This is a genomic window from Pseudomonadota bacterium (assembly GCA_039024915.1).
Taxonomy (GTDB): Bacteria; Pseudomonadota; Alphaproteobacteria; order Rhizobiales; family MH13; genus MH13.
This window is the reverse complement of the sequence record JBCCPK010000001.1, coordinates 171,974-191,803: the sequence shown is the minus strand read 5'-3', so window position 1 is coordinate 191,803 and position 19,830 is coordinate 171,974. Positions and strand designations below refer to the sequence as shown.

The 19,830-nt window shown below is 60.8% G+C and carries 20 protein-coding genes; 10 read left to right on the top strand and 10 right to left on the bottom strand.

Annotated features, from left to right (window positions below):
* Positions 1–22: 22 nt before the first annotated feature.
* Both AAF739_01000 and AAF739_00995 read right to left on the bottom strand, forming a co-directional pair.
* Positions 23–721 (bottom strand): protein phosphatase CheZ, encoded by a 699-nt coding sequence (locus tag AAF739_01000; protein MEM6381226.1) that lies wholly within the window; start codon positions 719–721, stop codon positions 23–25.
* A 110-nt stretch (positions 722–831) separates the two neighbouring features.
* Positions 832–1,215, bottom strand: a complete 384-nt coding sequence (locus AAF739_00995; protein ID MEM6381225.1) for a response regulator — start codon at positions 1,213–1,215, stop codon at positions 832–834.
* Positions 1,216–1,513: 298 nt separating this feature from the next.
* Here AAF739_00995 and AAF739_00990 point away from each other — a divergent pair, with 298 nt between their 5' ends.
* From AAF739_00990 to mutL, 8 genes are all read left to right on the top strand, one after another.
* Positions 1,514–1,981 carry a MaoC family dehydratase gene (locus AAF739_00990; protein MEM6381224.1) on the top strand — a complete coding sequence of 156 codons (468 nt, stop codon included), beginning with the start codon at positions 1,514–1,516 and terminating at the stop codon, positions 1,979–1,981.
* A 76-nt stretch (positions 1,982–2,057) separates the two neighbouring features.
* Positions 2,058–3,038: a bifunctional riboflavin kinase/FAD synthetase gene (locus AAF739_00985; GenBank protein MEM6381223.1), complete on the top strand. Its 981-nt coding sequence runs from the start codon at positions 2,058–2,060 to the stop codon at positions 3,036–3,038.
* Between the two features lie 167 nt (positions 3,039–3,205).
* Positions 3,206–6,262 (top strand): isoleucine--tRNA ligase, encoded by a 3,057-nt coding sequence (ileS, locus tag AAF739_00980; GenBank protein ID MEM6381222.1) that lies wholly within the window; start codon positions 3,206–3,208, stop codon positions 6,260–6,262.
* Positions 6,262–6,750 (top strand): signal peptidase II, encoded by a 489-nt coding sequence (gene lspA / locus AAF739_00975; protein MEM6381221.1) that lies wholly within the window; start codon positions 6,262–6,264, stop codon positions 6,748–6,750. Before ileS ends, lspA begins: the two co-directional genes overlap by 1 nt.
* A gap of 96 nt (positions 6,751–6,846) precedes the next feature.
* Positions 6,847–7,509 (top strand): hypothetical protein, encoded by a 663-nt coding sequence (locus AAF739_00970; GenBank protein MEM6381220.1) that lies wholly within the window; start codon positions 6,847–6,849, stop codon positions 7,507–7,509.
* A 188-nt stretch (positions 7,510–7,697) separates the two neighbouring features.
* Positions 7,698–9,065 carry a pitrilysin family protein gene (locus AAF739_00965; GenBank protein ID MEM6381219.1) on the top strand — a complete coding sequence of 456 codons (1,368 nt, stop codon included), beginning with the start codon at positions 7,698–7,700 and terminating at the stop codon, positions 9,063–9,065.
* 83 nt (positions 9,066–9,148) lie between these two features.
* Positions 9,149–10,426: a pitrilysin family protein gene (locus AAF739_00960; GenBank protein MEM6381218.1), complete on the top strand. Its 1,278-nt coding sequence runs from the start codon at positions 9,149–9,151 to the stop codon at positions 10,424–10,426.
* A gap of 53 nt (positions 10,427–10,479) precedes the next feature.
* Positions 10,480–12,369: a DNA mismatch repair endonuclease MutL gene (gene mutL, locus AAF739_00955; GenBank protein MEM6381217.1), complete on the top strand. Its 1,890-nt coding sequence runs from the start codon at positions 10,480–10,482 to the stop codon at positions 12,367–12,369.
* A 32-nt stretch (positions 12,370–12,401) separates the two neighbouring features.
* Here mutL and AAF739_00950 read toward each other — a convergent pair whose 3' ends face one another.
* Genes AAF739_00950 through AAF739_00940 form a run of 3 tightly spaced genes read right to left on the bottom strand, consistent with a single transcriptional unit; the run spans position 12,402 to position 14,547 of the window.
* Positions 12,402–12,929 (bottom strand): DUF2937 family protein, encoded by a 528-nt coding sequence (locus AAF739_00950; protein MEM6381216.1) that lies wholly within the window; start codon positions 12,927–12,929, stop codon positions 12,402–12,404.
* Positions 12,926–13,501: a 16S rRNA (guanine(966)-N(2))-methyltransferase RsmD gene (rsmD, locus tag AAF739_00945; GenBank protein ID MEM6381215.1), complete on the bottom strand. Its 576-nt coding sequence runs from the start codon at positions 13,499–13,501 to the stop codon at positions 12,926–12,928. Before rsmD ends, AAF739_00950 begins: the two co-directional genes overlap by 4 nt.
* Positions 13,498–14,547: a pseudouridine synthase gene (locus tag AAF739_00940; GenBank protein ID MEM6381214.1), complete on the bottom strand. Its 1,050-nt coding sequence runs from the start codon at positions 14,545–14,547 to the stop codon at positions 13,498–13,500. The genes rsmD and AAF739_00940 overlap by 4 nt, the downstream gene beginning before the upstream one ends.
* Positions 14,548–14,638: 91 nt before the next feature.
* Here AAF739_00940 and AAF739_00935 point away from each other — a divergent pair, with 91 nt between their 5' ends.
* Together AAF739_00935 and AAF739_00930 are read left to right on the top strand one after the other, a co-directional pair.
* Positions 14,639–15,067, top strand: coding sequence for a nucleoside deaminase (locus tag AAF739_00935; GenBank protein ID MEM6381213.1), 429 nt, complete (start codon positions 14,639–14,641; stop codon positions 15,065–15,067).
* A 43-nt stretch (positions 15,068–15,110) separates the two neighbouring features.
* Positions 15,111–15,323, top strand: coding sequence for a DUF2093 domain-containing protein (locus tag AAF739_00930; GenBank protein ID MEM6381212.1), 213 nt, complete (start codon positions 15,111–15,113; stop codon positions 15,321–15,323).
* 36 nt (positions 15,324–15,359) lie between these two features.
* Here the strand turns inward: AAF739_00930 and lpxK are convergent, their stop codons facing one another.
* The 5 genes from lpxK to AAF739_00905 all read right to left on the bottom strand — a co-directional run bounded on the left by lpxK (position 15,360) and on the right by AAF739_00905 (position 19,767).
* Positions 15,360–16,418, bottom strand: coding sequence for a tetraacyldisaccharide 4'-kinase (gene lpxK / locus AAF739_00925; GenBank protein ID MEM6381211.1), 1,059 nt, complete (start codon positions 16,416–16,418; stop codon positions 15,360–15,362).
* Positions 16,415–17,728 (bottom strand): 3-deoxy-D-manno-octulosonic acid transferase, encoded by a 1,314-nt coding sequence (locus AAF739_00920; protein MEM6381210.1) that lies wholly within the window; start codon positions 17,726–17,728, stop codon positions 16,415–16,417. Before AAF739_00920 ends, lpxK begins: the two co-directional genes overlap by 4 nt.
* Positions 17,729–17,783: 55 nt before the next feature.
* Positions 17,784–18,536, bottom strand: a complete 753-nt coding sequence (locus tag AAF739_00915) for a DUF374 domain-containing protein (GenBank protein MEM6381209.1) — start codon at positions 18,534–18,536, stop codon at positions 17,784–17,786.
* A gap of 52 nt (positions 18,537–18,588) precedes the next feature.
* Positions 18,589–18,840, bottom strand: coding sequence for a DUF4170 domain-containing protein (locus tag AAF739_00910; protein MEM6381208.1), 252 nt, complete (start codon positions 18,838–18,840; stop codon positions 18,589–18,591).
* 111 nt (positions 18,841–18,951) lie between these two features.
* Entirely contained in the window at positions 18,952–19,767 is an 816-nt protein-coding gene (locus AAF739_00905; GenBank protein ID MEM6381207.1) for a 3'(2'),5'-bisphosphate nucleotidase CysQ, read from the bottom strand.
* Between the last annotated feature and the right edge of the window lie 63 nt (positions 19,768–19,830).

Genomic DNA, 19,830 nt, shown 5'->3' with positions numbered 1-19,830 from the left:
GGAGCGAAGCGCAAGGTTTGAATTAATCAAAAAGCGCGTCGATATCGTCCTGGCAGACCTCAGGTCCATCACGCTGCGGTCCATTGAGGATCTGCTCTTCGGCCCGCTCGTCACGAGCTTTCTCTTCTTCGGAAACAAGCGCAGGGCCATCGCCGTCTGGCAAGGTATCCAGAAGTCGGTCGAACCGTGTCTCAAGGCGCTTGAGCGTTTCCACGACCTTTCCGATCCGCTGGCCGGTGATGTCCTGGAAAGTGCACGCTTCAAAGATGTCGATCATCTGTGCGTCGACAAGCGCTTCAAAAGCGGTCGCATCGCTTCGGTCAGCTGACATTATTTTCTCAGCGGACTCCATGATCCGGTCCGTTGCGCGCTCGGTTTCCTCCACGACGGCATCGAGCTCCATGCCTGCTTCAGGCAGGCGGCCAGTGCGCATATCTTCGACGCCGAGGCTGGAAAGCTGTGTCCGCAGGCCCTGAATATCGTTCGCGGCGTCGCGCACAGCGTCGGCAAACACGTGCTCCGCTTCTCGCAACGAATCTTCTAGCTGCGCTGTCATGGCTCGTGCGACATCAAGCGCGCGACCCATGTCGAGGCGATGGGCAGGCGCAGTTTCGACGCACTCCATCAGTGCGGCAGCCTGTTTGCTGGCCAATGCATCGAAGTCGAGAGCGGCAACATGCACTTTCGCCGCCGCGGCAGTGTCGGAAGATCGGGTCATCATCCAAACTCCTTGATGAGGTCAGCCGACCCCGTCTGCCCTCAAATCGCGTTTGAGGGCAGGACCGGGTCTGCGGACCGGCAGACCGCCGATCGGTCTATTGGATTGGATGATTAGTCGCCGAAAACGGCGTCAATCTTCGATTTCAGCGTTGCCGCGTTAAACGGCTTGACGATGTAATTGTTCACGCCAGCCTTTTTCGCGGCGATAACGTTTTCCGTCTTGGACTCAGCGGTGACCATAATGAATGGCGTGCGCTGTAGGCCATCATCGGAGCGGACGGATTTCAGAAGTTCGTAGCCAGTCATCGGTTCCATGTTCCAATCCGAAATCACCAGGCCGTACTTGCGCATCTTCATCTTATCGAGCGCTTCTTCGCCGTCCTTGGCGTCGTCAATGTCGCTGAACCCGAGCTGTTTCAGCAGGTTGCGGATAATCCGCACCATGGTCTTGTAGTCATCGACAACAAGCACCGGAATCGAAGTGTCAACAGGCATACTCACTACTCCATGCCAGCAGCGAAAGCCGCCGCTCATCCCACACCTAATGCCGAAAACGACCCATTGTGAGCCATTCGGCGTCCCGAATTCGAACACCGAAGCTACCCGCCGCCTTTGAAATTTCAGTTAATGAGACAAGCAAAAACCCTCATCGGGTGATCAATTGGCATTGAGAGCGGCAAAAAACGCCACGACCTTCGGAGCTTGGCAGAACATCCAATGGCCAGGCGGGAGAAAATGGCTAGCTTATGGTGCACCGCAACACCGTTCTCATCGACGATCTGGAAACACCATCATGCTCGCCAGCGCCCAACTGCCCTTGCACGCCTTCGCGTTCGAGGACTTGTATATCGGACAATCTGAAAGCTATCGGCGTACGGTTTCGGTATCGGATGTAGTCGGATTCGCGGAACTGTCGGGCGACCGCAACCCGATCCATTTGTCGGAACACTTCGCTGCCAACACGCCGTTCAAGTCTCGCATCGCGCACGGTCTATATACCGCAAGCCTGATATCAGCCGTTCTAGGGACGCGACTGCCTGGACCCGGAGCGGTGTATCTCTCGCAGACACTCAAATTCCTCGCACCGGTACACATTGATGACGTTGTTGACGTCAGCGTCGAGGTGATGGAGCTGATCGACGGCAAGAACAGGGCGCGGCTGAGGTGCTTGTGTTCGGTCGGCGAGAAGGACGTCCTGGTGGGCGAGGCGATCGTCATGGTGCCCTCGCGGTCAGACATGGAGCATGAGGGCTCAGCGTAGATTGAGCTGGCTGTCTTGACCTCAGAAAGGGGAGCCTTCTATCAGCGGGGGCCCCGAACTTTCACGGTTTCGTTTCTTGCGCTCCTTCGATCCCTCTCAAACGCCGCCCGCGCCGACGCGCCCACGCGTGGCGCTGATTGGAAATTTTGATGGCTTTCACCGGGGCCACCAGGCGGTGGTAAAGGAGGCCCAAGAGGCAGCAATTGGAATCGGCGGCACTGTTTGGCTGTTGACCTTCGACCCGCATCCTCGGCGTTTCTTTGCGCCCGACGCGCCGCACAGTGTGCTGGCGGATCAACAGGTGGAGCTTCGGCTCGCGAAAGCGCTGGGTCTTGAGGGTCACAAGACGGTGCTCTTCGACCGGGCACTGGCCGCACAGCGCCCCCAAGAGTTCATCGACACCTACATCGTTGGTGCGATTCAGGCATCAGCTGTCGTCGTGGGGCATGATTTCCGCTTCGGTCAGGGGCGTAAAGGCAGCGCCGAGACTTTGCGCGCCGATGGGCGGTTTTCAGTTTCGGAAGTTGAGCCTTTTGTCGATGAGGGCGGCCAGACGATTTCATCGAGCCGGATCCGCGGCTTGCTGCGGGATGGGTCACTTGCCGAGGCCAATGGGCTCTTGGGGTATCGCTACTTTGTCGGCGGCACGGTGGAACATGGCGAAAAGCGCGGGCGACAGTTGGGCTATCCAACGGCGAACATCGCTCTGCCCGAGACCAGCCCACTCAAGCACGGAATCTACGCAACCACCATCAAGGTTGGCGATACGGTCTACCTGTCGGTGGCCAACTATGGGCAGCGTCCAACCTTCGGGGATAAGCCACCGCTTTTGGAAGTGCACCTGTTTGATTTCTCGGGCGACCTGTACGGTCAGGACGTCGAAGTCGCCTTTCACAGCCATCTTCGCGGTGAGTTGAAATTCGACGGTGTTGACGCGCTCATCGATCAGATGGATACCGATAGCGCTCAAGCACGCGCCGCACTTGCCGCAGCGCAACCGCTTTCTGCGCTGGATCTGGAGCTTGGCCTTGTCCACGCCACCGCAGCAGCGGCGTAACTTCACATGACCGGTGCTTTATTTTCATCGGGCCTCTTGATAAGAGCGCGCATGGTCCGGATGGCGATCTTTCGAATTATCGGCCCGGCTGCGCGCTGAGGGATAACCCAGCCCGCAGGCCCGGGAACTGTGCGCCGTCCAACCTTCACACCTCAATGATGTGACCCATGTCCGAACCATTCGACTATTCGCAGACGTTGTTTCTGCCCAAAACCGATTTCCCCATGCGTGCCGGCTTGCCGAAAAAAGAGCCGGAAATCCTCAAGCGCTGGGATGATCAGAATCTCTACAAAAAGCTTCGGGCCGATGCCGCCGGGCGTCCGCGCTACATCTTGCATGATGGGCCACCCTACGCGAACGGCCATCTGCATATCGGCCACGCGCTCAACAAGACGCTCAAGGACATGGTCACCCGCTCCAAGCAGATGGCGGGGTATGACAGCAATTATGTGCCTGGCTGGGACTGCCACGGCCTTCCGATCGAATGGAAGATCGAGGAAGAGCTGCGCGGCAAAGGCAAGAACAAGGACGATCTCGACAAGGTGACCTTGCGGCGCCTGTGCCGGGAGTTTGCCGACAAGTGGATCAAGGTTCAGGCCGAAGAGTTCCGTCGGCTCGGTGTCGAGGGTGACTTCGAAAATCCCTACCTGACTATGAGCTTCGATGCCGAAGCGACCATCGCAGAGGAGCTGATGAAGTTCGCGATGGATGGCCAGCTCTATCGCGGCTCGAAGCCGGTGATGTGGTCGGTCGTCGAGCGCACGGCGTTGGCGGAGGCCGAGGTCGAGTATCAGGATTATGAGTCTGATACGATCTGGGTGAAATTTCCGGTTTCTATTGACGCACTTCGCAACAGCCAAAACGTTGACCCGAAAATTGTGGATCGGCTGCTGGGGTCGTTTGTGGTGATTTGGACAACCACCCCTTGGACCATTCCGGGGAACCGAGCCATCGCTTATTCGCCCCGTGTTAACTACGCGCTTTACGAGGTCACGGCCGCCAAAAACGACTTCGGGCCACAGCGTGGTGAGCGAATTGTCGTCGCACAAAGTCAGGCTAATGAGATCGCCGCGCAAGCGAAAGTTGAGTTGAGCCTCCGCTTGGCCTTGCCGCCAGCAACGAAACTATTTGACCTGATAACCTGCCATCACCCCCTATCGTCATCCTCGGGCTTGTCCCGAGGATCCATGGAGAACGGCGGAGCAGGTATGGACCCTCGCCACGAGGGCGAGGGTGACGTCCCAGCGTACGACTTCCCCATCCCCCTCCTCGCCGGCGACCACGTCACTGACGACGCAGGCACAGGGTTCGTCCACACCGCGCCCAGCCATGGCCGTGAGGACTTTGAAGCGTGGATGGACCATGCGCAGGACCTTAAGGCGCGCGGCATCGACACCACCATCCCGTTTCCGGTCGACGATGCAGGCTTCTACACCAGCGACGCGCCGGGCTTTGAAGGCGCACGCGTCATCGACGATAAGGGCAAGAAAGGCGACGCCAACAAGCGCGTCATCGCGGCGCTGATCGAAAAAGACATGCTGTTCGCGCGCGGGCGGCTCAAGCACACCTATCCGCATTCCTGGCGCTCGAAAAAGCCCGTCATCTTCCGCAACACGCCGCAATGGTTCGTCTACATGGATGAGGATATCGCTGGTCAGGCGGGCGACACCCTGCGCAAGCGCTCGCTCGACGCGATAGACGCCACGACCTTCTACCCGGCACAGGGCCAGAAGCGCCTGCGCTCGATGATCGAGAACCGGCCCGACTGGGTGCTCTCACGCCAACGCGCGTGGGGCGTGCCGATCACGGTGTTCACCCACAAAGAGAGCGGTGAGGTACTGCGCGATCCCGAGGTCAATGCGCGCATCGTCGAGGCGTTTCATGCCGAAGGCGCCGACGCCTGGTTCGAGGAGGGCGCGAAGGCCCGGTTCCTGGGGAATGGCTATGACGCCGACGAATGGGAGCAGGTCACCGATATTCTCGATGTCTGGTTCGATTCAGGCTCAACCCATGCCTATGTGCTCGAAAAGCGCGAGGACCTTGCGACCCATCGCGAGATCGATGGCGGTCGCGACCGGGTGATGTATCTCGAGGGCTCCGATCAGCATCGCGGCTGGTTCCATTCATCGCTTCTGGAAAGCTGCGGCACGCGGGGCAGGGCGCCCTATGACGATGTCCTGACCCACGGTTTCACGATGGCCGAAGACGGTCGCAAGATGTCGAAATCGCTGAACAATCAGGTTTTCCCGCAGGACATCATAAGCCAGTATGGCGCAGACATCCTGCGCGCCTGGGTTGCTTCGGTCGACTATTCCGACGATCAGCGCCTCGGCCCGGAGATCATCAAGACGGTCGTCGATAGCTATCGAAAGCTGCGCAACACGCTGCGCTGGGCGCTTGGATCGGTCGCCCATTACGATCGCCACCGCGATTACATGCCCGCCGCCGAGATGCCGGACCTTGAGCGCTACATGCTGCACCGCCTAACGACGCTCGATGCCACCGTGCGCGAGGCCTATAACACTTTCGACTTTCAGAAGGTCTTTCAGACGCTGTTTGCGTTCGCGACCATCGATCTTTCGGCGTTCTACTTCGATATCCGCAAGGACGCGCTGTATTGCGATGCGCCGTCGAGCCATCGGCGCCGCGCCTGCCTCACCGTCCTCGACACGACGTTGGACGCGCTGACAAAGTCGCTGGCGCCGCTTCTGCCATTCACGATGGAAGAGGTATGGCAGTCCCGTCATAGCTCGGACGGCGCGATGGACGCACCGTCGATCCACTTGCAGCAGTACCCTGAAATACCAAGTGATTGGCGCGACGAAGCGCTTGCCGCCCGTTGGAAGACCATACGCCAGGTTCGCCGCGTCGTGACCGGTGCGCTGGAAGTCGAACGCCGCGAAAAGCGGATCGGCTCGTCGCTTGAAGCAGCTCCCGCCATCTACATCGCAGATGCCGACCTGTTCGCCGCGGTCAAGGATGTGGACTGGGCCGACATCGCCATCGCATCGCAGGCAAGCATGCACTTTGGCGATGCGCCCGAAGGGGCGTTCCACCTCGATGACGTCCATGGCGTTGGGGTCGTCCCCGGGATGGCCGAGGGCCGCAAGTGCGCGCGCTCATGGAAAATCCTGCCCGAGGTCGGCACAGATACCGACTTCCCCGATGTCACCCTTCGCGACGCCGATGCGCTGCGTGAACTGGGTATCTCGAAGGCCGCTTGATGCACAAAACGGTCCTCATCGGGATTGTCATCGCACTGGTCGGCCTGTTGGCCGACCAGGCAACCAAAGGTGCGATCCTGTCGACCTTCGAAGCCGACCCGTTCGCAAAGATACCCGTGACCTCGTTTTTCGATCTGGTTCTGGTCTGGAACTATGGGATTTCCTACGGCCTTTTTCAGGCAGGAAGCCAGGCCGAGGTCTTTTTTCTGATCGCCATCAAAGTTGCGATCACGCTTGCACTGATCATCTGGCTTGTGCGCAACACCGACCTGCTGACTGCTGTGGCTCTTGGGCTGCTGATCGGTGGCGCGATCGGTAACACGATCGATCGGATTATCCACGGAGCGGTGGTGGATTTCGTCTCCCTGCATGCCGCCGGGTTTTACTGGTACGTTTTCAATCTGGCCGATGTCTGGGTCGTTGCCGGTGTAGCGCTTCTTCTGTATGACGCTTTCATCGTCCATCGCGGTCAGAAGGTTGCGGACTGATGGTCAGCAGCGAGCGCAACCGTGGTGAGCGAGGCGGCACGGTCTTGCCGCAATCGGCGCTTAGTGGGCGCGTAGGCCACGCACTGAAGGCATATCATGCAGTTGAGTAATCATTTCATCCGTCACCCTTTGCGCTTGATCATCCTATGCGCTGCTACCGCAACGCTTCTGGGTGGTTGCGCAAGCTACGGTTCGTTTGACGAAAATGAGCCCGGTATTGAGGAGAGTCTGATCGGCGACTTTGCGGGGGTTTTGGGTGATCCTGTCCCCGAAGAGCCAATCGATTATTCCGCCCGCGCTCCACTGGTTGTACCACCGGACAGCTCTCAGCTTCCCGCGCCTCAGGAAAGCAGCATTGCGGCGAATGATCCGAATTGGCCGACCGACCGCGACGCGCGTGCCGCCAGCGTTCTGGAAAGCGATGAACAAGTGCTGGTGTTCGGTCGCGATGGCCGGACAGTCGACATCGAAGCAACGCAAAGACTGGCCAGCGCTGGGGGTGCCCCAGAACGCCGACCTGATCGCGACCGGGACGACAATTCGCGCTTGTCGGTGATCGAGATGCAGCGTGAAACTGAAATCGAGCGTAGTCGCTTGGCAGGCACCGCGGAGATCAACCCGGAAACCCGTCTACGCGAGCGCCGCTATCTGACCGATCCGCCCGAAAGTGCAAGACAGCCCTCGCCGGACGCGGAGTTTGCCATCTCCGAAAGCGGCGAAATTGTTGAAGATGAGAAGCCTTGGTGGCAACTCTGGTAGAGCCGGGCGACCAAACGGCGCAGCCCCTACCCAGTAGTGGAGCCAAGTTTCTCGGCGGTCATGGTCGCAGGCCCCTACACGGGCGCTCCCTGGGTGCCTATGTAGGTTTTTGCAGTTCGTCTTCCCAATCGGTGGGATACTCCATAATCCTGACCCACCTCTATTCCGCGCTTGTTTGGAGTATTCTGATGACCGTTACCGCCATGCAATCCACTACGGCAGGCCTGACGCCGGCCAATGCGGCAGAAGCGAGTGTTGCCTTCGCACCCGCTGCGAGCGAGTTCACCCTCGACAACGGGCTGCACGTTGTGGTCATCCCTGATCGCCGAGCGCCAGTCGTGACGCATATGATCTGGTACAAGGTCGGCGCGGCGGACGAAGTCCCTGGCGAGTCCGGTATCGCGCACTTTCTCGAACACCTGATGTTCAAGGGCACGACCAACTACCCTGGTGACACATTCTCACAGGAGATTGCGCGTTTGGGCGGGACCCAAAACGCCTTTACGTCATACGATTACACCGCCTATTTTCAGAGAATTGCCGTCCAGCATCTGCCGCTCATGATGCAGATGGAGGCTGACCGCATGAGCAATCTCACGCTCGCTGAGGATGAAGTAGCCTCCGAGCGCAACGTCGTCCTCGAGGAGCGCGCCAGCCGGGTCGATAACGATCCGTCCGCTCAAATGCGCGAAAGCTACTCTGCGACATTCTATCAGAACCATCCCTATGGTGTGCCGATCATCGGCTGGGGTCATGAGATCGAAGAGCTGACGCGGGAAATCGCACTGGCCTTTTACGCGCGCTACTACACACCGGAGAACGCAATCCTCGTTGTCGCCGGTGATGTTGATGAAGAGGGCGTCCGAGAACTGGCCGAAGAAACCTACGGTACGATCCCTCCGCGCGAAGGCGCGGTCACCGAGCGTCGACGCCCCCGCGAGCCGGAGCCGGTTGCGGAACGCCGCGTGGAACTGCGCGACCCTCGTATCGCACAGGCCATTGTCCAGATGGGTTATCTGGCCCCGTCCTACACCCTCAATGACGACCCCCGCCTTCCGCCCGCGCTCGACGTCCTTTCCCATTATCTCGGTGATGGGACTACATCGCGCCTCTACCGGCATTTTGTCATAGAGCAGCGCAGCGCAGCGGCCATTGGCGCCTACTACAATGGCGCATCGCTCGATCATGGCGGTCTGTACATATTCGCTTACCCCGCTCAGGGCACCTCAACCGATGACCTTGAAGCTGCGGTTCAAGCGGAGATTGCCACGTTCTTGCAGGAAGGAATTTCCGAGCAAGAAGTCGAACGCGCCAAACGTAATTTGGTTGCTCAGACCGTTTTTGCGCAGGACAGTCAATCATCCTTGGCCCGTATCTTCGGCGCGTCACTCGCCGTCGGCGAAGCGCTCGAAGACGTTCAGCAATGGCCCGCTCGGATAGCCGAGGTTACCGCCGAGGAGGTGATGCGCGCTGCCCGCGCGGTCATTCAGCCCCACCGGGTCGTGGTCGGCGTCCAGCATCCGGCGGAAGGTCCTGCGGAGATGCCTGCCAATTGATAGCCTTGCGCCGCATCACGCCGGTTGTTCGACCGTTCAAGCCAATACCCGGAATTGTTCTGGGGCTGCTAGGATTGATTGTCATGACAGTACACCTCACCCCGCCATCGGATGCGCAAGCGGCAGTTAACGTCGCCGAACGGACGTCTCCAGGCGGTCTTTCCTACTGGCTCGTGGAAGATGCGACCGTCCCGCTTGTTGCCATGCGGTTTGGCTTTCGAGGCGCGGGCGCTGTGCAGGATCCGGCAGCCGTGCCCGGTGTGGCCAATCTTGCTGCAGCCCTTCTCGACGAAGGGGCAGGTCCGCATGACGCAATCGCATTCCAGACATTGCTCGAAGACAACGCCATAAGGCTGTCGTTTGACGCAAGCCACGATACTTTTTCGGGCGAACTTACCGTTGTTTCAGACACTGTCGCCTTGGGCGCGGAGCTTCTGGCCCTCGCTTTGACGCAGCCGCGCTTTGACGCCGATGCAATTGAGCGCGCGCAAGGGCAGATGATGGCCGGCCTACGGCGAGAGTTGAACGATCCTGAGGCGATCGCATCGCGCCTGTCCGCTCGCACGCTGTTCCCCGATCACCCGTATGGCAGGCCTGTGCGCGGTACGCTTGAAAGCGTGCCGCAGATCGAGGCCCAGCACTTGCGCGACCTTCACGCCCGCGCTCTGGGGAGGGATCGGCTCCATATCGCGATTGTCGGCGACATCACCTCAGGCGATGCGGACGCTTTGGTTGACCAGGCGTTCGGCGGGTTGCGCGAGACCGCCGACCTAGCGGATGTGCTGCCAACCGAAGTCCCGACCGGGGCACTTACCCAGCAAACCGAAGCGGTTGCGCAGACTGCCATTCGCTTCGCTCTGCCGGGTCTCGAACGCGATGACCCCGAATTTCTCACTGCCTTTGTCATGAACCATATACTGGGCGGCGGGACATTCTCTTCGCGTCTGTTCAAGCAGGTGCGGGAGGCGCGGGGGCTGACCTATTCCGTCTATTCCTACATAACAGCCCGCGATTACGCGCCCTTCCTTGGCGGGGGCGCATCGACACGCCCCGAACGGGCGCAGGAGACACTCGACGTGATCCGGCAGGTGATCGATGAGTTCGTCAGTGAAGGTCCAACGGCGGAAGAGTTGCAGGCAGCCAAGGATTTCTTGATTGGCTCCTATCCTCTTCGTTTCGATTCATCTCAGAAGATCGCCCAGCAGCTGGTCGGCATGCAGCTCGAGGACATGCCCATCAGCTACATGACCGAACGCGCTGGTTTGATTGAAGCGATAACGGTGGACGACATTCGCCGGGTTGCCGACCGCCTCTTGAAGGCACCGCTGTCGCTTGTCATCGTGGGACAGCCGTTGAGCTGAGGCGTAGTATAGCAGCGGCCTCGAACCACGTTAGCCGATCAGGAGAGGCGGCCTTGGCCAAGACCGCACCCGCAGCTGAGCCCGACATCAACGTTCGGGGCGTTCGCGCCGCCATCCGTGCACTTCCCGATTCCCTGATCAATCGCATAGCCGCCGGAGAGGTGATCGAGCGGCCGGCCAGCGTTGCCAAAGAGCTCGTTGAAAACAGCCTCGACGCAGGCGCTCATCAGATCGACATCACGATCGACGCGGGCGGCAAGGCACTTGTTTGCGTGTCCGATGATGGCCACGGGATGGGTGCGGATGATCTTGCGATGGCCGTACAGCGCCATGCGACGTCCAAACTGGGCGATGACGAATTGGTGCACATCACACAGCTTGGCTTTCGCGGGGAGGCGCTGCCCTCCATCGGTGCCGTTTCGACGATGACGGTCACCTCCCATTCGCAAGGCGCGAGCGGGGCCTATGAACTAAGGGTTGATGCAGGCCACATCTCGTCTGCCCGCCCTGCCGCCCGTCGCAAGGGGACTGAAGTGCGTGTGGAAAGGCTATTTGCCGCCGTTCCCGCTCGCCTCAAGTTCCTCAAATCTGACGGCGCGGAGACAACCGCCATCGCGGACACGGTCCGAAGGCTCGCCTTGGCCGCTCCGAAAGTGGGTTTCCGGCTTCAGTCGGGGCAACGGACTGTCCTTGACTTGCCGCCGGCCGATGCGGCGCTGCCGTTCGACAGTGCGATCGCACAGCGCATGCGCATGCTTTTTGGCCCCGAGGCCGATGCGAACATGCGGCCATTGCTGGCAAGCCGAGAGGGGCTTTCCATTGAGGGGCGGCTTGGCCTGCCGACCTGGCATCGTGCGACAAGCCGCGACATCCATCTCATCATCAACGATCGCCCAATTAAGGATCGCTTGCTGATGGGGGCCGTTCGCGCAGCCTACGGCGATCTGATGCCGCGTGACCGATTTCCGGCGATCGTCCTGGCAATTGCCATCGATCCGACGCGGGTTGATGTCAACGTTCACCCGCAGAAAGCCGATGTGCGCTTCCAGAACCCTGGCCATGTCCGGGGGCTTGTGATCTCTGCTATCCGCTCGGCCCTCGGTGAAGCGGGCCTTGCGACGTCTGCGAGCCTTGAGCAGCAAGCTCTCAATCACCTCACGGTGGGTTCCGGCGCCAGCAGCCCGGAAAACCCCGGCGGGTTCGAAGCGCCGCAGCAGGCAGCTTACTCCGCCCCGGACTTTAACTGGAATAAGGTTAGGGTGGCCCAGCCATATGGGCGAGCCATGACCCCCCGTTTGTCCGGCCTCGATGCGCCATCGTCGCGACAGACCGATGATCATCACCACGAGCCCGAGGCGCTCGACGACTACCCACTGGGCACCGCCCGCGCCCATGTCCACGAGACCTACATCCTTGCTGAAAGTCGCGACGGTCTCATCCTGATTGACGCGCACGCCGCCCATGAGCGGTTGGTCTATGAACAGCTCAAGGCGGGCATGGAACGTGATGGCGTTGGCTCGCAGCCGTTGCTCGTGCCTGATGTTGTGGAGCTGCCTGCCGGGCAAGCTGCCACGGTGCTTGATCAGGCGGACGCGCTTGCGAAAATGGGTCTTGTTGTCGAACCGTTCGGCCCGGAGACGGTCCTGGTTCGTGAGACGCCCGCCATGCTCGGGCCATGTGACGGCGCGCAGCTGGTCCGCGACATTGCCGATGACCTTGCAGAAATGGGCACATCGGAGCGTCTTGATGCACGCCTCAAACGGGTTGCAAGCTCAATGGCCTGTCATGGTTCGGTTCGCGCGGGTCGCCGTTTGCGTACCGAGGAAATGAATGCGTTGCTGCGGCAGATGGAGCGTACGCCTGCCTCCGCGCAATGCAACCATGGCCGCCCGACGTTCATGAAGCTCGACAAAAAAGCGCTGGATCGGCTTTTCGGCCGATAGAACCAATCGATAAACCCTGATAAATCAACAGCTTACAAAGTTGCTGTGCGCGGCCCTGGCGCCATTTTGCGCACCGCTTGTACACCCGATCTTCCTGTTGCGAGAGCGAACCGCGCGAGCATCCACCCAAGCAAGAAGCCGATTGCAACCATGATGAGGCCGGCAACCGTTAGCGGCACCGCCGGCTCAAAACGGGTTTGTACCCCCCTGACCAGAGCGACATCGGGGCTGCTGGCAACGAGCCAAACCCGCTCCAGAGACCCGGCATCTTCGAAGGCGCGTTGCTGACTGACGAGGGCCTGGTAGCGTTCGAGTGTGCTGGCAATCTGGCGCCCACGATCAGATAAGAAGCTGTTATCGGGCAATTGATAGTGCGCTAGAGCCTGTTCCCGCGTCAGCCCGGCGCGAGCGCTCGCGGCATCAAAATCGTTGGCCACTTGCTCCAACTCAGCCACCGCCCCACTGAGCGCCTGCCGGTATTGCTGTGCGAATTCAGGCGCTTGGCTCATTGTTCCAGCGCCTGCAAGCGCCACGATCATGATGAAGAGCTTACGGATCATCGTTCGCCACTATAGCGCAAAAAGATGATTTGCGACCCTCCAAATCCACGGATTTCAGCGATGGTAAAGCCGGCCGGGACGGACAATTCCACCGACGCACTCTCTTCCACAATGACCAGCGCGCCAGGCTCAAGCCAGGTGCCTTGATGCAAAGCCGAAAGCGCTGATTCCGCAAGCCTTTGGGCATAAGGCGGATCGAGAAAGCCGAGCGTAAATGGTGCCATCGACCCACGCGACCCGAGCCGTGTCGCATCTCGCTTGAACAGCCGGGCTTTCGCCGCGACGCCGCACGCTTCGATGTTGTGGCGGATAAGGCTTCGGCCTTCGATCGACGCGTCGACGAACAGCGCAAATGCAGCCCCCCGGCTCAGTGCTTCCAGCCCGAGCGCGCCGGTGCCTGCAAACACATCGATGACCCGCGCACCATCAATCTCCTGGCTTGGACTGAACAGATTGCTGTGTTCCAGAATATTGAACAGGCTTTCGCGCGCCCGGTCCGTTGTGGGGCGGACCGCATCGCTGCGCGGCGCTTTCAAAGCGCGGCCCTTGAAGCTTCCACCGACGATTCTCACCGCCGCTTTCCTCGCGTTCGGGGCCGGTCGGGTGGCGTACTGCTACCCTTAGAAGGTTTCCGGGTGTCGTTTCGGCTGGACTTTCTTGCGCGTGCGGGACGTCGCGGCGTTGAACTGCGCCCGCCAGCGTCCTGTTTTGCCTTCGGTTCGCGTGTCTTCGCGCGTTTTGAGGGTTGGGTTGCCGCTCCGGCCTCTGACTGCTTTCCGCGCCGGTTGTTGGTCTCCGCACGCAAACCGGCGTCGAAATCCGCGCCCGCCTGTTCGGCCAGTTTGGCCCCTAACTGATCCTTCAGAATCCGCGCTCGCACCTCGGAAACGTCGCCAGAAGCGAGATCGCCAAGTTGAAACGGGCCATAAGACACACGGATGAGGCGATTGACCTGCAAACCGAGTGCGCCCAGCACCACCTTGACCTCGCGGTTCTTGCCTTCGCGCAAACCGACTGTCAGCCATTGATTGCCGCCTTGGCGCCGCTCGACAGCGATTTCCATCGGTCCGTATCGAACACCATCGACCGTCATGCCCGCCCGAGCGCGATCAAGCGCAGGCAGGTCAACGTCGCCAAAAGCGCGAACCCGGTAGCGGCGCAACCAGCCGGTTGAAGGCAGTTCCAACACACGTTTGAGCCCGCCATCATTGGTCAGCAACAGCAGCCCCTCGGTATTGAAGTCGAGACGGCCAACGGGATGAAGCGTTTTCAGCTCATCAGGCAAAGCGTCCGGCAAGACGGGCCGGCCCTCGGGGTCGCGCGCTGCGGTCAAAAGACCTTTCGGCTTGTGGAACAGCCATAGACGCGTTCGTTCAGCCTGCGGGAGGGGTGCTCCGTCCACCTCGATCCGGTCGCTGGATGTTACCAGATGTGCAGGCGTGTGAAGGGTTTTGCCGTTCACGGCCACGCGACCGGCCTCGATCCACACCTCGGCTGTGCGCCGTGAACAAAGCCCAGATCGCGCAATGACCTTCGCGATCCGCTCGCCGTGTTTGCGAGCGGTCTCCGCGCCTTTGCCAGTCTGCGCTCGCCGCTTTGTTTGATCCGTTGGCACCATTGCCGCTCTTTTGACGGCGCTCTGCCACTTGTGGCAAGCCCCTTTCATGGTCGTGCATACCCTTCACCACACCGGTCGGGCCTTAAAACCCATGCAGGTCGCTTTGCAGGAAGCGCGCGCCGCGGCGGCGCTCGGTGAAGTGCCCGTTGGCGCTGTACTAGTCCGCGACGGGGCCATTCTCGCTCAAGCGGGCAACCGAACGCGCACCGATCATGACCCATCGGCCCACGCGGAGATTGTCGCGATCAGAGCGGCGGCAAAGAGGCTTGAGACGGATCGGCTCGTGGGCGTTGATCTCTACGTGACGCTTGAGCCTTGCGCCATGTGCGCGGCCGCCATCAGCCACGCCCGCATCCGGCGGCTCTATTATGGCGCCGATGATCCCAAGATGGGCGCCGTTCTCCACGGGCCGCGCTTTTTTGCTCAGCCGACCTGTCATCATGCGCCGGAGGTCTATGACGGTATCGACGCGGACGCATCCGCGCGGCTTTTGCGAGACTTCTTTGCAGCGCGTCGGTAAAGGCGTATCGTGAATTGGCAACAGAGGTTGAGGGACCCTGATCATGGTGTTTTCGAACGATGAACGCGAAGCCATCATTCGCTACGATACGCCTGAATATCATGTGCTGCGTCCGGGCGATTTTGTGGTTTGCGCGGTGACGTTTGAGCGCATTCCGCTTGCCGAGCTGAAATATTGGAGCGTTGCTCGCCAGGAGCCTTACCGTGACGCCGCCGCCTCGCTGGAAGCCGAATTGCGCGCCGGCAAAACGGGTTAAACCCTTTTCGCCGTAACCTGCGGCTCTCTGGCCGTTTCAGTCTATCGACACGAGCAACAATTCACGGCGCCATCTCGCAATTGCGGCGTCGAGCAAGGTGCCGATATAGGCTGGGTCTTCAAAGCTGAGCTGCGCTGGGATCGCGGTCGAAAGATTTGCGAGGTCCGCCAACACGCCTTCGGCATCTTTCAAGCGAAGATGGTCTTTTTCGGTGGTTACCAACAGCGCGTTGCGGCTTTGCGCATCCCGGATCAAGCGCTCGGCGTCCGCCTTGGTGTAGCGGTGGTGATCAGCGAAGTGCAAACCGTGCACCACGTCGAGACCAGCTGATTTGAGGCTGTCAAAAAACTTCTCCGGCCGCCCGATCCCGCAATAGGCCATGACGGGTTTCTCGCGCAGATGCTCAGCGACCTCGATTTCCATGCGGGCACTGAGGACCGGCTTGCCGCGCTGGGCCGCTCGACGCACCGCTGGCGCGGCCGCGTTGCCCTCACCGATCAGCACAACGGCATCGACATGATCCATTTGCCTGTCGAGGGGTGCCCTGAGCGGGCCCGCAGGATGGCAAAGACCGTTGCCTACGCCGGAACGGCCATCGACGACAGCGAAAGCCAGGTTTTTGATGACCCCTGGGTTTTGTAAACCATCATCGAGAATTGCGCAGCGCGCACCGTTCTCGGATGCGGCCGCTATGGAAGCCAATCTGTCTGTGCCAACCCACGTTGGCGCCTGGCGAGCAAGCAGAAGCGGTTCATCGCCGGTCTCCGCAGCGTTGTGGCGCTCGGGCTCCACACGCGTCGATCCGGAGGTCAGCGTTCCGCCATAACCTCTCGAAATGAACGCTGGCGCTATTCCACGCTCACTCATCATGGCTGCGATGGCCAGCGCCGTTGGGGTCTTTCCTGCGCCGCCTGCTATGAAGTTGCCGACGCAGATGACAGGCAGGGCGGCCTGCTTGCCGGGCATCGCCATGCGGTTCGCAACGGTTTGGCCATAGAGGGCTGACGGGATGTACAGCAGGGCTTTGGCGAGCCCACGCGACAGGCTTGCAGGCTCATCGGGCTTCGGCCACCACAGGCTCGAGGTACCGCTCACGCCCGTGCCTGCTCCAAGGCGGCGGAAACCGAGAAGGCGGTCAGCAATGGCTCAATGGCATCGACCGTTGCCTTCAGGGAGCCTTCAAACTCCATGATGGCCCGGCGCGCATAATGGCAGCGCAGTTCGCGTTCCGCCTCATCGCTCAACAACTCCTGCACGCCCCTGGCAAGGGTTTCAGCGCCGTTCACTTCACGCGATGCGGCAGCCGCGCCCAAGGCGGCGTAGATTTCCGGAAAGTTCGTCACCGCTGGCCCGTGCAGGATCGCCGATCCAAGCTTGGCTGCCTCAATCGGATTTTGCCCGCCATGCGAAACCAGCGAGCCGCCGATGAACGAGACCGGAGCGATCTGATAGTGCAGCCCCATCTCGCCTATCGTGTCGCCGACATAGATCTCCGTCTTGTCGTCGGGTAGCCGGCCGATTGAGCGGCTCAGTGCGGTAAAGCCTTCGCCCGTTGCCAATTCCGATATCTCCCGGCCGCGCTCGGGGTGGCGGGGTACGATAATGGTCAACAAGCCCGGCAAGCTGTGCTGCAGAGCCTTGTGAACCCGCAACACAACGTTTTCCTCGCCCGGATGGGTCGAGGCGGCCAGCCACACCGGTCGGTTGCGGATCGCCCGTTGCATCACCGACAGCTGGTCTGGGTCGAAGCCCGGCGCGGGCGTGTCGAACTTCAGATTACCCGTGACCTGGACCCGCGGAGCGCCCAGGACGCGATACCGCTCCGCGTCGTCAACGGTTTGCGCCAGACACAGCGTGAGACGCGACAGCATGGCACCGATCAAGCCTGATGCGCGGCGCCAACGCAGGTAAGACCGCTCGGACATGCGTGCGTTCACCAGAACATGCGGAACCGCCCGGCGCGCCAGTTCATGGAAAGTCGCGGGCCACAGCTCCGATTCCACGAAAATCGCCAGTTGCGGATTCCAATGGTCGAGGAACCGGCGGATAAACGGTGACAAGTCCAGCGGCGCATATTGGTGCACGGTTCGGTCACTAATCCGTTTTGTTGCCAGGCGCGCCGAGGTGACGGTGCCGGTTGTCAGCAAAACCGATGCGCCGGTCATCTCGATCTGTTCGACCAGCGGCAGTACGGCCACCGTTTCGCCGACGCTCGCCGCATGGATCCAGACCACAGCCCCGTTCGGTCTGGGCACCGACGCCTGACCATAGCGCTCACGCCGCCGGACAAGATCTTCTTTTCCCTTGCGCGCCCGTGCCCGCACCAGCGAACTTGCAAACGGCGATACCAGCCCACCGGCAAGCCGGTAGCTGGCCAGGAGCCCTGTGGAAAGCGTATCGGTCATCGCGGCAATCTCATCGCGCTCACACCTTTACTGGCGCATCGATTGAGGCCACGGGTCATGATGGCTCACCGTGCGCATGTGCCCGTGGCGGATGTTTGACCGCGCGGCGTCCGGTAAGCGCGTAGCAATGATCGGTAATCTCATCGAGACGCGCTTTGATGAGGGCACACCAATCCGCATCGTCGCCCTCGTCCGCTCCGATGTAAATTGGGCCATGTGTGCCAAGAGCTCCCCGCGTGAACGGCAGGTTGAGCTTTGCCCGATCCCAACTCGACAGCACAATATGTGGGTGGGTGACGTAGGCACACGGATAAATTGGTCGCCCCGATAGTCTGGCAAGCTTGACCAGTCCCGGAGAAACGACGCGCGCGATCTTGGGAACGTCGGCTGTCATCGATACGCAGGCGCCCTCTTCAAGGATGCGGGTGAAGGCCCGGAAAGCCGTCATCCCGCCCTTCATGTTGCCCTTTGCGAAAGCACCCCGCTTGGTTTCGCCGGAGCCACGAACCGGTTTAATGCCCAGTTTCTGTGCTGCGATGGCGTTGATGGCACCGTCAGCGCTACGGGAAATCATGGCATGCAGCTTCCACTGCGGCTCACTGGCAGCGGCCAACATAAAGTGTTCGCCATGCCAGCAAGTCAGGATCGCAGGTAGGTTGCGATCGATATGATCATCGCCGCTGACCAGGTCACTGCGTGTCCGACGCACCGTTGCGTTCACAAACCCCAGGTAACCGGCAAGCGCAGAACCGATCCCGTTCTGGACGGCTGGCGATCGGCTGATGCGTTTAATCACAGAATCGGGCACGTTGGCGGTTTCACGTTGACATTGGGCAGGCGGCTAGACGTCGGGAGGCTGGCTAGGCGTCGCCGTCGCGATCAGGATCCATAAGCCGATGCATGTGTACCACAAAGTACCGGGTCGTCGCGCTGTCGACGGTCGCCTGCGCTTTCGCGCGCCACGCATCCTCGGCCTCGGCGTTGCTGGGGTAAATGCCGACGATGTCCAGAGCATCCAGATCGACGAACGTGTGCGAGTCGGGGCTTTCAACCTCGCCACCGAAAACAAGGTGGAGAAGCTGCGGCTTCTGATCTTTGGTCGTTTCCGTCATCGTCGGTAACCTCATGAATTGGGGGGAGGGATGGCGCACGCCAAATGCACCGATGCGAGGCGTTCTACCGGAGCACCCCAAGCGGTCAAGCGCGGACGCAGATCCGTTCGGCTAGCGACCCGGCGCAAATTCCGCCATGGCCGCGCAAAGCCCCGCCGTCCCGCAGAACAGAACGGCGTGTGCGGTTGAGGCTCGGTCGTACCGGGGCAGCGACCCATCACGTGTTTGCATGACCAGACCGGCCTCCCGGATCAGCGCATCGGCGGCGGCCAGATCCCAGTCGCGCGCCCCGCCGCTCGCAACGCACCCGTCAAAACGCCCGCTGGCGACGGCTGCAATGCGCAGTGCGAGTGACGCGAGCCTCGGTGCCTTTCGGTGCGGTTGGCCTGGAGACACCCGCCCCGGATGCGCTATGAGTGAGCCGCTCAATTGCTCACGACCCGATGGGGTCAGTGCGCTTACGGTCCCGTCCGCCGTTTCCACGGATGCGCCCATGCCCTTGGAGGCCATCATCATCTCGCCGCGAACGGGATTGAACAACACGCCCCGAACCGGCTCACCCTGATGCACCAGTCCGATCGAGACCGCCCAATCGTCGCTGCCAGCCATGAAGCCCTTGGTGCCGTCAATCGGATCGACAATGAACGTTGGCGAGCCGCTCAAGCGCGAGCCGTCATCCTCGATTTCTTCCGATAGCCACCCAAAGCTCGGAAACGCGTCCCTCAGCTCGCGGTGGAGCATCCGGTCGATCGCGAGGTCAGCCTCGGTCACGGGCGAGTTTCCGGGTTTCATCCAGGTTTTGGGCGCGTTGCCATAATACCGCAAGGCGATCTCGCCCGCTTCGCGCGCTGCGTCACACAGCACGCCTATATCGGGCAAAGCTGTCGCGTCGGTGGCTGTCGCCTCATCATCTTCGTGCTCGCCCAAATCACCAGCCTCTTGTCATGTCCGAATCCCAACCCAGCGCCACCCAGCGTGCCATGATTGAAT